At 36.8% G+C, this 14,139-nt stretch carries 16 protein-coding genes; 8 read left to right on the top strand and 8 right to left on the bottom strand.

The features are described from left to right. Positions 1-199: 199 nt before the first annotated feature. A complete protein-coding gene (locus RCC89_02425; protein WMJ72031.1) occupies positions 200-859 on the bottom strand; it encodes a porin family protein in 660 nt (219 codons plus the stop codon). 273 nt (positions 860-1,132) lie between these two features. On the opposite strand from RCC89_02425, the gene RCC89_02420 reads away from it, so the two are divergent. Then, a complete protein-coding gene (locus tag RCC89_02420; protein ID WMJ72030.1) occupies positions 1,133-2,677 on the top strand; it encodes a bifunctional GNAT family N-acetyltransferase/carbon-nitrogen hydrolase family protein in 1,545 nt (514 codons plus the stop codon). Between the two features lie 142 nt (positions 2,678-2,819). Here the strand turns inward: RCC89_02420 and RCC89_02415 are convergent, their stop codons facing one another. Continuing rightward, positions 2,820-3,254, bottom strand: coding sequence for a hypothetical protein (locus tag RCC89_02415; GenBank protein WMJ72029.1), 435 nt, complete (start codon positions 3,252-3,254; stop codon positions 2,820-2,822). Between the two features lie 408 nt (positions 3,255-3,662). Between RCC89_02415 and RCC89_02410 the strand changes: the two genes are divergently transcribed. Beyond that, positions 3,663-4,361: a VC0807 family protein gene (locus tag RCC89_02410; protein WMJ72028.1), complete on the top strand. Its 699-nt coding sequence runs from the start codon at positions 3,663-3,665 to the stop codon at positions 4,359-4,361. Between the two features lie 27 nt (positions 4,362-4,388). On the opposite strand, the gene RCC89_02405 is transcribed toward RCC89_02410, so the two are convergent. Further along, positions 4,389-4,517 carry a hypothetical protein gene (locus tag RCC89_02405; GenBank protein WMJ72027.1) on the bottom strand — a complete coding sequence of 43 codons (129 nt, stop codon included), beginning with the start codon at positions 4,515-4,517 and terminating at the stop codon, positions 4,389-4,391. A 206-nt stretch (positions 4,518-4,723) separates the two neighbouring features. Between RCC89_02405 and RCC89_02400 the strand changes: the two genes are divergently transcribed. The 3 genes from RCC89_02400 (at position 4,724) to RCC89_02390 (ending at position 7,514) form a co-directional block, all read left to right on the top strand. Continuing rightward, positions 4,724-5,185: a PepSY-like domain-containing protein gene (locus RCC89_02400; protein ID WMJ72026.1), complete on the top strand. Its 462-nt coding sequence runs from the start codon at positions 4,724-4,726 to the stop codon at positions 5,183-5,185. A 284-nt stretch (positions 5,186-5,469) separates the two neighbouring features. Further along, positions 5,470-5,841 carry an Hsp20/alpha crystallin family protein gene (locus tag RCC89_02395; protein ID WMJ72025.1) on the top strand — a complete coding sequence of 124 codons (372 nt, stop codon included), beginning with the start codon at positions 5,470-5,472 and terminating at the stop codon, positions 5,839-5,841. A 173-nt stretch (positions 5,842-6,014) separates the two neighbouring features. Next, positions 6,015-7,514, top strand: a complete 1,500-nt coding sequence (locus RCC89_02390) for a Do family serine endopeptidase (protein WMJ72024.1) — start codon at positions 6,015-6,017, stop codon at positions 7,512-7,514. Between the two features lie 67 nt (positions 7,515-7,581). On the opposite strand, the gene RCC89_02385 is transcribed toward RCC89_02390, so the two are convergent. Genes RCC89_02385 through RCC89_02375 form a run of 3 tightly spaced genes read right to left on the bottom strand, consistent with a single transcriptional unit; the run spans position 7,582 to position 10,825 of the window. After that, complete coding sequence (locus RCC89_02385; GenBank protein WMJ72023.1) at positions 7,582-8,553, bottom strand: hypothetical protein; 972 nt, start codon at positions 8,551-8,553, stop codon at positions 7,582-7,584. Continuing rightward, positions 8,554-9,678, bottom strand: coding sequence for a DUF3696 domain-containing protein (locus RCC89_02380; protein ID WMJ72022.1), 1,125 nt, complete (start codon positions 9,676-9,678; stop codon positions 8,554-8,556). After that, positions 9,668-10,825, bottom strand: coding sequence for a DUF262 domain-containing protein (locus RCC89_02375; GenBank protein WMJ72021.1), 1,158 nt, complete (start codon positions 10,823-10,825; stop codon positions 9,668-9,670). The genes RCC89_02380 and RCC89_02375 overlap by 11 nt, the downstream gene beginning before the upstream one ends. Positions 10,826-11,114: 289 nt before the next feature. Here RCC89_02375 and RCC89_02370 point away from each other — a divergent pair, with 289 nt between their 5' ends. Beyond that, the gene (locus tag RCC89_02370) at positions 11,115-11,285 is read left to right on the top strand and encodes a hypothetical protein (protein ID WMJ72020.1); all 171 of its coding nucleotides are present in this window, start codon (positions 11,115-11,117) and stop codon (positions 11,283-11,285) included. A 150-nt stretch (positions 11,286-11,435) separates the two neighbouring features. Here the strand turns inward: RCC89_02370 and RCC89_02365 are convergent, their stop codons facing one another. Together RCC89_02365 and RCC89_02360 are read right to left on the bottom strand one after the other, a co-directional pair. Further along, positions 11,436-12,242, bottom strand: a complete 807-nt coding sequence (locus tag RCC89_02365; protein ID WMJ72019.1) for an IS3 family transposase — start codon at positions 12,240-12,242, stop codon at positions 11,436-11,438. A 14-nt stretch (positions 12,243-12,256) separates the two neighbouring features. Further along, positions 12,257-12,550, bottom strand: coding sequence for a transposase (locus RCC89_02360; GenBank protein ID WMJ72018.1), 294 nt, complete (start codon positions 12,548-12,550; stop codon positions 12,257-12,259). A gap of 42 nt (positions 12,551-12,592) precedes the next feature. Here RCC89_02360 and RCC89_02355 point away from each other — a divergent pair, with 42 nt between their 5' ends. After that, on the top strand, positions 12,593-12,916 hold the full coding sequence (locus RCC89_02355; GenBank protein WMJ75627.1) for an Hsp20/alpha crystallin family protein: 324 nt from the start codon (positions 12,593-12,595) through the stop codon (positions 12,914-12,916). 119 nt (positions 12,917-13,035) lie between these two features. Then, positions 13,036-14,130: a glycosyltransferase family 4 protein gene (locus tag RCC89_02350; GenBank protein ID WMJ72017.1), complete on the top strand. Its 1,095-nt coding sequence runs from the start codon at positions 13,036-13,038 to the stop codon at positions 14,128-14,130. Positions 14,131-14,139: the final 9 nt, after the last annotated feature.

Raw genomic sequence — 14,139 nt, 5'->3', positions numbered from 1 at the left:
GAGGCCATAAAGTATATTTACGCTCGTGGATAGCCTAAAAAATTTAAGGTGATAATTCTCAAAAACCATCCTCGGAAAACCCCTTCACCAATAACTAAACCTATTGAACAATTTCTAATAAAAATGTGGCCTACAATAAAAAAAGGGACATGGAAACCCATACCCCTTGTAAAAAAATATTATAAATATTATAAATATCTTAGTGAACCCCAAAAGGAATCAAATATCCAACTGATAAATGGATAACCCTAGTTTGTCTAGGATCTACCCCTTCAGGAGTTTCGTTTGGACGCACACCATCACGTACCATAACATCAAATATACCATGGGTATACCTTGCTTCAAAAAGAATATTGCCTGGCCCCATTGGGTACATTACACCCGCTCCTACAGCAAAACCATAGTCTCTTCTGTACACAGGGGCATCATACGTGCTTACCACTTCACTGTAATCATCACCTAACAATCTACCCCTAGCGGCAAAACCAGCATAAGGGCCTGCATTAACAAAATACCTGAAATTTTCATCGCCAAAAGTGAACTTGGCAAGAAGAGGCACATTAATATATCCTAACGCCATCCTTTCATCTTCAATAGTTGGATAGCGCATCGTCTGGCCACCTTGCATAGAATAGTTAATCTCTCCCTGAATCGAGAAAACGTCGGTAAAGCCATAGTTAACAATGGCTCCGAACTTAGGGCCAACCACCCATCTCCGATCTATATCATCAGGCAATTCTCCTGAAAAGGTAGAAAAGTTCAAACCAGCTCTGGCTCCTAAAGAAAATTGAGCATCTGCTTTGTAGCCTGAGAAAAATGACAATACAGCTAGTGCCGTGGTAAAAATGATCTTTTTCATAAATTTAAATTTACTTGTTTTAGTTGTGCAAATTCCTTAATACCCTAATTACTTCAAATGACAAAAATCCGTTTTTATCAACCTTAATACTGACCTAACCCTTTAAATGGCTAAGTGTTAAAAAAAATTTAAAAAATTTAATAATATATTATTGCTCCCCTTACCAAACCTATTGTTATCTTCAAGAAATAAAGAAAAAGTGCCATTAGGAACCAAGTGAACAGCCCTACTTGTTATAAACCCATTGCCTTACAGTAAAAACAGAAACAAAATATGACAGAAATTATAAACCTGCGCAACCTTAACTTAGAAGATTATGAGGGCTTGAGAACTGCAATGGAAAAAGCTTACCCGAATACAGGGCACTACTGGGGCAAACAGCAAATTTCCCGTTTATTAGAACTGTTTCCCCAAGGGCAGTTTGTAATTACGGTAAATGAAAAAGTAGTAGGCTGCGCATTGGCCATTATCGTAAAATATGAAAAGTTTGGAGATAACCACACCTATAAGGAAATAACAGGGAACTATACCTTTGACACACATAGCCCTAAAGGAGACACCTTGTACGGTATAGAGGTTTTTATTTCACCCGAACATAGAGGGAAGCGCTTAGGGCAACGGCTTTATGAAGCTAGAAAAGAACTATGCGAGGGTCTCAACTTAAAAGCCATTGTTTTCGGTGGGCGTATACCCAACTATCACATCTACAAAGACAGCCTTTCCCCTAAGGAATATATACAAAAGGTGCGCAACAAAGAAATAAGCGACCCGATCTTAAACTTCCAACTATCTAACGACTTTCAGCCTAAGCGGGTTCTAAAAGGATATCTGCCCTATGACCTTGAGTCTTGCGAAGATGCGGTACTGCTCCATTGGCTAAATATCTATTACCAAGATAAGCCAAAGGCATTTGGTTCAGAAAAAACTACCGTAAGGTTAGGGCTTGTACAGTGGCAAATGCGGTTATATACCGGAATTGAAGACCTATTTCAACAAGTTGAGTACTTTGTGGATGCGCTTGCTGCCTATAAGACAGATTTCGCTCTATTCCCTGAGTACTTCAATGCGCCGCTCATGGCTGAACATAATGAGCTACCAGAATCCGATGCTATTAAAAAGTTGGCAAGTTTTTCCAGTGAAATGAAAGAAAGGTTTACCGAACTTGCTATTAAATACAACATCAACATTATTACTGGAAGTATGCCAGAATATAAAGATGATAAACTTACCAATGTTGGATATTTATGCAGAAGAAACGGAACAAGGGAAAAGTATGAAAAAATCCACGTTACTCCGGCTGAAGCCAAGTATTGGGCGCTCAAAGGTGGTGACAGCATAAAAGCGTTTGACACAGATTGTGGCAGGATCGGTGTTTTGATCTGCTATGACGTAGAGTTTCCCGAACTATCAAGAGTGCTCGCAGATGAAGGAATGAGAATTTTGTTTGTTCCATTCTTGGCAGATACACAAACAGCCTATTCACGTGTTCGACATTGTGCACAGGCAAGAGCCATTGAAAACGAATGTTTTGTTGCGATTGCGGGAAGTGTCGGCAACCTGCCAAGAGTGAAAAACATGGATATCCAATATGCGCAGTCTGCAGTACTTACACCTTGTGACTTTGCTTTTCCCAATACAGGTCTCAAAGGAGAAACCACTGCCAATAACGAAATGATTCTCATAGCAGATGTTGATTTAAACCTACTTGATGAACTCCATAATCATGGAAGTGTAACCAACCTAAAAGATCGCAGGCATGACATATATGAGGTCATTAGAAAAAACCATGACAACATGCCTGACGTAAAAGTTGTGTAAACACGACAATGAAGAGCCTATAAGCTAAAATTTTATTTTCGGCCAAGTTTAATTAGCCAGGCACATGGGTCTGCTGAAAAAGTCACTGATACGTAGTGTAGCCACAACACTAGGTATCAGTGCGCCCTACATAAATATCTGGCTAATCAAACTCTATCACATCAGCGACTATATAAACTTCCGGCCTCGTATAAAAAAACAAGTTTACCGCCTGTGTATCGTACCTGATATTGGCCAAAGCCAGTCTTCTTCCTTCTACGGCTCCATGTGTTTCTTCAAACTGCCGCCAAAGGTCTTCCATCGCTTGAACATAAAGTGCCCGATCGCTATCTAGGGGTATGGCAGCTAAAGTCTGAGAGTAAAGGCCCAGGTTGTAGCTAAACCCTAATAAATAGCGTGCAGATGCCTGTCCACGAACATTTTTGGCTACTATATTATAGTTTCCAGTATTGAGCTGCACTGAAGTATTGTTAACTGATGCATGAAAACCTGTACTAGCACAACCAGAGGACAAAAAAATTACAAAGGTTAAAAAAGATATGACCCCATTGAATTTAAAAAAACATGGTCTATACATAAATATAAATCTTTTAGTTCTAACGAATACTTACCAGAAAGTCAAAAAAATGTTATTGGCAATCTGTTTTAAAATGGACAGTGAAAAATATTATACCATTATGACCTTAAATGGTATAAGAGTTGTTAGATATTGAAGTATAAATACGGTAATTTTATAAAAAACTAAACTTTAGATACTTATTTTAGCGCTTTAAGCTCTATTTTGCAATAGATTTGTCATGAGGAAAAAATACAATAGGTCAGCACTTTTCGTTCGCAAAGCATAGCAGCATATGGTTAGGACACAAATGTGAGCGAGGCAAGTGTTGTTTTATTTTATTCGTAATAGAAAGTTCTATTGCAAAAGTTAAAGTTAAACGTTGAACTAAAGTGAATATTTGTCTTTTAGATAGTCATATTATAACAAATGGAAAAACCAATAGCAGCAAAGAAAAAAGAAAACCAGTTTGCCAACCTCCTAATAAACATTGTCATACCAGTAGTTTTATTAACGAAGTTTAGCAGCGAAGAACACCTAGGCCCTTTATATGGTTTAATCTTAGCGGTTTTGTTTCCGTTGGTTTACGGCCTTTACGATTTGGCAATTAATAAAAGGAAAAACTTCGTTTCCATTTTGGGACTTATTAGCATTGCCTTAACAGGAGGCATTAGTCTAATGAAGTTGCCGGTAGAGTATCTGGCCATCAAAGAGTCGCTGATCCCATTTGTCATTGGCGTGGCAATATTGATATCAGTAAAAACAAAATACCCTTTGTTCAATAAGCTGATATTTAGAAATGAACTGGTAAATCTTGATGAAATTAACCAAAGGGTCAGCAACAGCGGCAACGAAAAAGCATTTAGCAAGGTGTTGACAAATGCCAATATCTTTCTTTCCATTTCCTTTTTTATATCAGCAGCGTTAAACTATATATTGGCAAAAGTCATTGTAAAAGGAGAGCCTGGCACTGTAGAGTATAATAATGAACTTGGGGAAATGACCATGATGAGTTACCCGGTTATTGTACTGCCTTCATTAATCTTCTTGTTTTTAATACTTTATTATGTAGTAAAGTCTATAAAAAACCTGACTGGTCTAGAAACAAACCAGATCTTCAGAAGCTGATCTCTTTAAACTATTCAAGGTTAAACCTTAAGGCAGATAATTTTCTTTATGCACCTTAAGGTTTTTTTTATCTTCCTCACCTGAAGCGTCGGTATTGGCGAAACGGATACCGGCACATACCAAAATGATCATAATAAATACTTTTACATTGCTCATGCCTTTATTAGTTAAATAGTGAAAAAAGCCCATAACCAAAATTTCTCTCCCCTTCCGTAATATTGATACAAAAGTGCCAAAAGCAGCATTTCAAGCATATGACCTTTTGCACCATCACTAATGACATTGCTCCATTTCACCAAAAAAACATTATGCTTGCCCACCAGTTACATTTAAGTAAAGGAAATGAAAACGTAGGGAAGAATATGAAAAAGTTAATTTTAGTATTAACAGCAGGAGCGTTAGCTTTTACAGGGTGTAACCGTGGAGGTTTACAGCAAGCAGAAGTGCCAGCAGAGGTTGTAACTTCATTTAACCAACGTTATCCAGAAGCAACTGATGTTGAGTGGAGAGAGGATAACGGCAACTATGAGGTTGAGTTTGAATATAACGATACCGAAATGGAGGCTGTTTATCACCCAGATGGTACATTAAGAAGCGTTGAAGAAGAAGAGGGTATCTTTGGAGGCCTTGAACCTGAAGAAGAAGAAGAGGCAGAAATTCCGGAAGAAGTAATCCAAAACTTCAACCAGCGTTACCCAGAAGCTGAAAACGTTGAATGGGAAGAGGATAACGGCGACTACGTTGTGGAGTTTGAAGAAGACGGAATGGATCTGGAAGCTACCTACAGAGAAGACGGAACTCTCAAGAGAATAGACAGAAGATAATCAATAATTGAACATTTCATAGAAAGGCTTCAGTATTACCTGAAGCCTTTTTTCATATATAACCATGAAAATTTTTCACCTTTTATGACATTTTGTCCGACCTAAAAAACATAGTTGCATGACTTGCACCCTTTTATCATAAAAAACCACCTTAACTCTATCTGAGGTTCAGAATATTTTAAACAAATACTACCTTTTGACAGCTCAGAGTTGAAATTGGAATATTATTTGCAATTGATACAATGAAATCCTATTGATGATTATTTTTCAGAAAGGAGGTAATCATGAAACTAACAAGGTGGTTTGAAATGTTAAAAGCTAAGTTATGGGGCAGCAAAAAGCCAAATGATTTAGTTGACAAACAGCAAAGTGCCAGTGTTCTGGAACTAAATGTACCGCTTCCGGATTTTAATAAAAATGATATCAGAATAGAGGCGGGGAATGGAAAGATATCTGTTTCCACGCAAAAGAGGGTTCACAACATCAAACAAAGCCAAGGGCTCACGTTTTCGCAATATGCTTTTGCCTCTTTTAGCAAAACATGGCCGCTTCCGGCAAATGTAGACTCAGACAATATTGAGGCAACTTGGAACGATGGCATATTAAAAATCGTTTGTCCACAGCTTGACCCTGTAAAGCGAATTATGGTAAAATGAGAAAGGAGGTGCTATATGGACAGCTTGTTTTCCTTTTTGCTAGTTTCCGGCATTTTATCTGTACTAGTTTACCAGATTTTTAAACATTTATTTAAACCTTACATATGAAAACCCTTCGGCTGGCATTCCAGCCGAAAGCAAACTAAATAACCAGTTAAACTAAAATAATTTTTATGAAGAGCTATATCACATCCGGCCTGGTAGCACTAGGTGTGTCAATGGGTACGGTATGGTTTGTACCAGACCTATTGCCAAAAGACAAAACTGTAAAAGTAGAACATGTAAATACTACTCCTGTTCAAGGTGCGGTATATACGGTAAACGAAGACAATGAAGTGGTGCCTTTAGACTTTACCGCAGTAGCCCCACAGGTTATGGACGCTGTAGTACATATAAAATCTAGTCAAACGATAGCACAAAATCAGCGTAAGCATCGTCAATTACCAGACCCGTTCAGAGAGTTCTTTGGGGAGGATTTCTTTGGACCTCATTTCCGGTTTGAAGGCCCTGGTCAACGTGGCCCACAAGTAAAGACTGGCACTGGGTCAGGAGTAATTATTAACCAAGAAGGTTATATAGTGACCAATAACCACGTTATTGACAATGCTGACGAGATAGAGGTAACACTTCACGACAACCGTACCTACAAGGCATCTATTGTAGGAACAGACCCAAGTACCGATTTGGCCTTGATCAGAATTAAAGAAAGCGATCTGCCATATCTTTCTTTTGTAGACTCTGACGACGTCAAAGTTGGCGAATGGGTATTGGCCGTGGGCAATCCGTTTAACTTAAACTCTACCGTAACTGCGGGTATCGTAAGTGCTAAAGGTAGGAACATCAACATATTGCAAGACCAGTATGCTATTGAGTCTTTCATCCAAACTGATGCAGCCATTAACCCAGGCAACAGTGGGGGTGCACTTGTAAACCTACAGGGCGCTTTGATAGGTATAAACACTGCCATTGCAAGTCCAACAGGCGCTTATGCAGGTTATGGCTTTGCCGTACCGTCTAACATGGTCAACAAGGTAGTAGAGGACTTGCTTAAATACGGCATTGTCCAAAGAGGGTATTTAGGGATAATTATCCGTGGAGTAGATGGGGGCTTAGCAAAAGAAAAAGATCTTAAAGTCAGCAGAGGGGTATATGTAGACAGTTTAGCAGCCAATAGCGCAGCAGCAGATGCTGGTGTCAAAGCCGGCGACGTGATCTTAGAAATCAACGGAACCTCTGTAAACTCTGTCCCTAAACTTCAAGAAATGATCGCCAGACATAGGCCAGGCGATGAAGTTAACGTAACATTGAACCGTAATGGCAAAGAAAAAGATGTGAAGGTAAAGCTCAAAAACCACGAAGGCGAGACCACATTTATCAGTAAAGAAAGAAATGAAGTGGCCAGTATCCTTGGTGCAGAATTTAAAGACATAAAGCGTAACCTTGCTAAGAAACTTGATATTGATGGCGGGGTACAAGTAACAAAAATATTTGCTGGCAAATTGAAAAAGCACACTCAAATGAAAGAAGGTTTTATCATTACCAAAGTAGACGGGCAAGTGATCACTTCGGTAGACCAGTTAATGTCAAAACTGGAAAATAAAAGTGGAGGCGTTCTTTTAGAAGGTGTTTATGAAGATTTACCAGGCGTTCACTACTATGCGTTTGGAATGTAACATAGAAAAAGGGTGGCTCAGGAAGCTGCCCTTTTTTTCAAACCCTTATTATCCATACTTTTCATCATTAATAATTTGCTGTAGGCAAATGTTTGCCAAAATACCCTATATAGATTTTTTGCTCAGAACGATCTGGCAAAAAATAAAGTCTCAATGCTCCACTAAAGCTTTTTATATGAAAGCCAAAAAAAGTTTTTCTTCCATTAATCATAAACATTCTATGTCTACGTAGCTTAGGATTCTGTTTTACACTATTTGATTCATCTGAAATTCTAAGTTGCGTATATTCTACAGTCTCTTGTAATGAATAACTATCTGCATCTTCACAATAATTATTTAACTTTTCTAATGCAGATAGAAGCTGATTAAATACTGTATCAGCAACCTGCAAGTTTTGGAGTTGTCCTTCTGACGCCCCACAAAAAATAAGATTTGGGAAGATCTCTCTCCTATTATTCCATAAATCATTAGACTTTTTAAGGTTGACTTTACGTTGTTGGTTAATTACTTTTAAATAAGCTTCCCAACTATCTATTGTGGCACAATTATTAACAATTACCTCATTTCTTGTTTCTCCATGAGTTGTTAATTCATTATGCAATAATGGTATATGCCGGGGAAGCCAAAGTTGAGCAGAAGCAAAACTAACCGCAAGCTGCTTAAGCAGATAAGCTGCACCCAATGAAGGTACAGAGATTTCTTTTGAACTTTTTAGGAAAAAATTTGACAGCTGGTGCCTTTCATTTACCAAAATCTCGCTGGAAGGAATTTGTGGTGCTGAGGTTTTTGTTATTATAAACTTAACCTTTCTAACAAAATCTCTATTTTCCCTTTTTAAAGCCAACCACTCTCTTAAACTGTGCAAAGGGGTAATAGGGAGTTCAAACCATCCCCTATCTATTTCATTTGATAATAAGATTGCTTTTACTCTATTATCAAAAGCACCTGAAACAATGTTTAGAAAATTCGGCAATTGCTCATCAGCAACCTCTATGCTATCATAAGGAATTGATGCTTCATTTAGTATTAAAAACTCCATTTAACTTAAAAGTATGTCCAATTGATTATCCCACTCATCAAAAAAACCTTTAGGCCATTCGTCAGCCCTGCCATACCTATCTATGTTAATTTCAGTAATCCTAGTTTCATGTTCTTCTGAATTTGCTTCTCGATGAAAATAATAAACATGAACATTATCATGTTCCAGAGTATTCTGTTTAACAGCTACACGTAATCCATTTAATATATGGTCGCTATGACTTTCCAATATAACCTGCACTCCCGAGTTTGCTGCAATAGCACACAATTGAGCAATTTTGGACTGACCCCCTGGATGTAAATGTGATTCAGGGTTCTCAATTAAAATAAGTCCCTTAGGAGGTAATATTAAAATTCCTACAATGATTGGCAGAATGTAAGTTAGCCCAAAACCTACATTCGTAGGTTTAAAATTTTGAGTATACCCTGATGCAATTTCAAAGCTATATCCTAAACTGGCTGTTTCTAACTCCTCATGATAAGTTGCGTTGACTTTAACACCTGGAGAAATATCAGATATCCATGCGTTAACATTGTCTAATAATGTATCAGATTTAGCCTTTGAGTGAACCAGCTCTTTATTGCTAATAGGCCTATCTTTATTTTTTGCTAAGAAATGAACAGTATATTCTCCTTCTTTTCCAAGGCTTTTTAAATCGTCAACATGATAAGGGGATGTTACATATTGTATTTGAGGCTTAATTCTATTAGCGCTCAAGTACTGAAAATCCTTTGTAAATAATGCAACCTCATCAATATTGAAGTTAGAAGAAACACAAGATCCAAAGTTAAGTAGAGGAAGAATATCTCTATTTGGAGCTTGATTAAACTCAACATTTACTGTATTCTCGTAATTAAACTCAAGCTCAAAAAAAATTCTTTCTTCAGCACTTGCTCCTATTGAACAAACATCTTTTCCTAATCCTAAATTAACATAATCCTCATTTTTAAGAATCAATCCCTTAGGAAACCCACCTCCCTCAAAAGACTGCCTTAAAAGTAGTAAGGATTGAATAACTGATGACTTTCCTACAGCATTTAAACCTGAAAAAAGATTAATACTACCTAATTTTAAATCAGCTATTCTTAATGCTTTAAAATTATTAATTTTTAAATTAGTAAGCATGATCAGTATGTTTTTTAATAATTTCTTGAATTTCCTTATGCCTTATATTTACATTATGTTTCAAGCTAGTGTTTGCTGTTATTGAAGTATCAAAAGCCACATCCTTTAATAATTCCGTATAGTCATTTTTAAACCCGTTCTTGTTCATGACTAACATCTCAGATTCTTCTTGACTTAGCTGAGCAAGATTAACAGTAGTAGCTTCGAATAAAGACCTATTAATCACCACTTTTTTTTCCGATGAAATTAAAGCTTTACTAAACATTTTTTCCCCTAAAAGTTCAAATGAAAGCTCCAAACTTTTTTTAAAGGACTCTTGTAAGCGATTTCTTTCTTCATCATTAGATTTTTCATTTAGATACTCCATTTCATCATCAAGAAAAATCTGTAGAGATGGTTGATAGTTACCATAGCCTTGCCTGAAAAAAGCACAGAATCTAAGAATTAACTCTTGCCCTAACATTCTTTTGTCAGAAACTTTAATATATCGCTTGAACCAGTCCTGTTCAGATGTGGCAACTAGAAACTGTGAGCCAGGACCTTGGTTTAAAGCATGTCTAATTTCTTGAGAGGTTAGCTTCAACCCCCCAGTGTTAATTCTATGAAATAAGCTTGTTAAAACTTTTTTTGGTGTACCCTTCCTAATTTTAAACAAAGTAACTTGGGTTTCATCTATCCTCCTTTGCAAAACCCTCCCTATCTCATCAAACCCTTTATTATCAAGGCTTTTAAGAAACTCTAAATTTTTAAGTTTCAATTGTTTTTCAATTATAAACTTTTTCAAAGTTGAAAGTCTTTGAAGACCGTCTACAACAATCCATTTGTCATCATCAGCAACATCTACATAAAAAGCGGGAAGAGGCAATTGAATAAGTATTGATTCAATTAATTGGCTCATTCTAGTTCTATCCCATAAATTGCCCTTACGTTGAAATTCTGGAAATAAATTAATTTCATCATGTCTCATCCTATCTACTAATTTAGAAACTGTAGAGGGCTCAACTGTTATGTCTACCTGCTTAGGATCAAAAGGGGTAGTTATAACATAGTCATCATCTTCTCTTTCTTCTTCAAAACCGTCGCATAGATTTGAATCTATTCCTTGTTCCATTTCCTGAATGTTATTTAAATGAGCATTTTCAAGCACAGACTAAGAGTTTAATTGAAAAATATCTCTAATTTATTACTTAAAAGTAACTATAATAAGGAAAAAGTGATAGTTGTTTATTATTTTTTATTTAGCAGGTAAAAATATTCCAATTTATACCCTGACAAAATTACAGTACGATTTATGACAAAATTACAATTTTTAAATAGTTCAAAATATGGTATATAAATTGCAATAGGTAAGTTAAACAAAGCTTAGTCAGCTTTGGTGAAAAATGAAATAATTAAAATATTAACATTATTTGTAAAACCATAAAACAAGATTAGCTATGAGTATAATGAAAGTAAACCACTTTATACCATCTTTCCTTTTTGATGACTACAATACTAGGGAGCAGTTTCATAATGATGACAAACATGCGCCTAATTATATACCTGGTGCAAACATCATTGAAACTATAATACTACCCATCCATAGGACCACTACACTTCATTTCTAAGTTAATATTTTTTTTCTTTTTTTCCTTTCAATTGCATATTAGCAATGGAGGTTTAATCTGTCAAGGCTTCCGACCGGAGGGAGGAATTCACTTGGCCTTGACAGGTTAAATAACCATGCTACCTTTGCTATTGTAAGGAAAAACAGTATCTCATGCTGCTAAATAAACATCTGATGGCACCTGTCGCTCTATTCCCTGATGGTGTTTTTCATAATTGTAAAACTCAAAGAATATAGCAAGCCCTTGGTAAAGTTCCAAACCGTCTTTAGCAGGATGTAGGTATACATAGTCTTGCTTTACAGTTCGCCAGAGCCTTTCTATATAAATATTGTCAATGGCTCTTCCCTTGCCGTCCATGCTGATTTTAATTCTCATTTCTTGTAACAGGTTTACCCATTCTCCACAGGTAAACTGGCTGCCTTGGTCAGAGTTTATTATCTCTGGCTTCCCATACCTGCTTACTGCCTCTTTCAGCACCGATAGGCTCGACTGAGCGCTGAGTGTGTTTGATATTCCCCAGCCAACAACATATCTGCTATGGACATCGATAATGGCTGTCAAGTACATAAAACCTTTTTTCATCGGGATATATGTTATATCAATTTCCCAAACCTGATTTGTACGTTCAACATCCAGGTTTCTTAGTAAATAGGGATAAATATACTTAGCTTTGCCTAACTTGCTGAGGTTTTTTTTAGGGTAAATGGCCATAAGTCCCATAAGCCTCAATAGGCGGCGAACTCGCTTATGGTTTACTGTAAAACCAAGATCTCTCAGGTGGTCCTGCATTTGCAAAACACCATGTGTAGGCTTATGAAGGTACCGTTCATCTAAAACCCTCATTATTTTAAGGTTTTCTTCAGTTTCTCCAACAGGAGAGTAGTAAAACCTGCTACGGTTTATATTTAAAATCTCACATTGGGAGCGAATACTTAGCTTGTGATCAGTATCTACCATAGAACAAAGAGATTTTACTTCCCCAACTTTCCTAAGCTTTTTTTTAAAAAGTCATTCTCCAGTTCAAGCTTGCCAATTTTTGCATAAAGCTTTTCAGGATCAATAGAAGGCTCCTGATTTTGCTCTGAACTGTCTTTCTCAAAGACTGCTGAGGACCTTTCAAGAAACTCTTGCTTCCACTTACTGATCATATTAGGGTGAACCTCAAAACGACTTGCCAAATCTGCCAAGCTATCTCTTTCTTTTAAAGCTTCAACAGCAACTTGTGCTTTGAATGCGGCAGTAAACTTTCTTCTTTTTCCTTTCATATTTCACTAATTTAACGATTATAAATCAATTAAAGTAGTGGTCTGAAAATTGGGGAGTATTATAAAACCAATGAACATTTTATGATCGAAATTGCTGCTCCAGGATATCATAAGGAGGATTTTATAATTGAACTGGAAAATGAAACCTTGAATGTACAGGCAGATCAAAATGAGGTCGAAAACAGCGATCAAAGGTATACGCTGAGGGAGTATAATTTAACTTACTTTAAAAGGTCATTCCAACTACCTAAAACAGTAGATACTGATAAAATTGAAGCCCAATATACCGATGGCATTCTTCGCCTTACGATACCTAAGAAAGAGGACGCAAAGAAAAAACCGGTAAGGACAATACACATATCATAACCACAAATAGCAGCTAATTGGCTGCTATTTGTGGTTATAAATTAAACCCGTAACAATAAAATAAAGTTATAGCAAATAAAAGTGATTTTATATGAAATTGTTAACACTAATGATAGATTATGAAAATCGCACAAATTTCTCCTTTATATGAGTCCGTGCCACCAAAATTATACGGAGGTACAGAAAGAGTCGTGTCATATCTGACCGAAGAGCTTGTTAAACTGGGGCACAGTGTTACCCTTTTTGCATCCGGAGACTCTAAAACTTCGGCAAATTTAATCAGTCACAACAAAGAGGCCCTAAGGCTAGACAGTAAAGTGCAGGATCCCTTAGCACATCATATAATTCAAATGCAAGATGTGGCAGAAAGGGCGCATGAGTTTGATGTACTACACTTCCATACTGATTACCTACATTTTCCATTCACTAACTTCATAAATATACCCAATATAACCACTCTCCATGGTAGACTGGACATACCAGACTTAAAGCCGGTCTACAAAAAGTTTAATAAAAAAGCAGTGGTATCCATATCAAACGCCCAAAGAAACCCTTTGCCTAGAGCAAACTGGGTCGGGACCGTATACCACGGTCTACCACTCGACCTTTACAAAAAGGGCAAAGGCGATGGTGATTATGTTGCTTTTATTGGTAGAATCTCGCCTGAAAAAAGACCTGATAGAGCTATAGAAATAGCCAAAATGGCTGGCATTAAGCTAAAAATTGCTGCTAAAATAGACAAGGCCGACAATGAGTATTTTAAAAATCACATCCAGAAGCTCCTAGACCAATCTCATGTGGAGTTCATTGGTGAAATAGGTGAAAAAGAAAAGGGTGATTTCCTTGGAAAAGCCAAAGCATTGCTTTTTCCTATAGACTGGCCAGAGCCTTTCGGAATGGTAATGATCGAATCTATTGCATGTGGCACACCTGTCATTGCCTATAACAATGGTTCTGTTCCTGAAGTCATAGACAATGGTCAGTCAGGATATGTTGTAGAAAATATATCTCAAGCGGTTACAGCACTTGAAAATATCAACATGCTAAACCGAACAACTGTCCGTCAAATATTCGAGGAAAGGTTTAGTGCTACTATAATGGCAAAAAACTATTTAAACATTTATGAACTACTGCCAAGGACTAAGAGACCTAGGACTTTTATCCCAATGCACCAATCAATTATAAAAGAAAATGGCAAAAAATTAGTAGCATAATATTTAAAA

It is taken from the genome of Cytophagaceae bacterium ABcell3 (assembly GCA_030913385.1).
GTDB lineage: Bacteria > Bacteroidota > Bacteroidia > Cytophagales > Cytophagaceae > ABcell3.
This window is presented reverse-complemented; position numbering and strand designations above follow the sequence as displayed.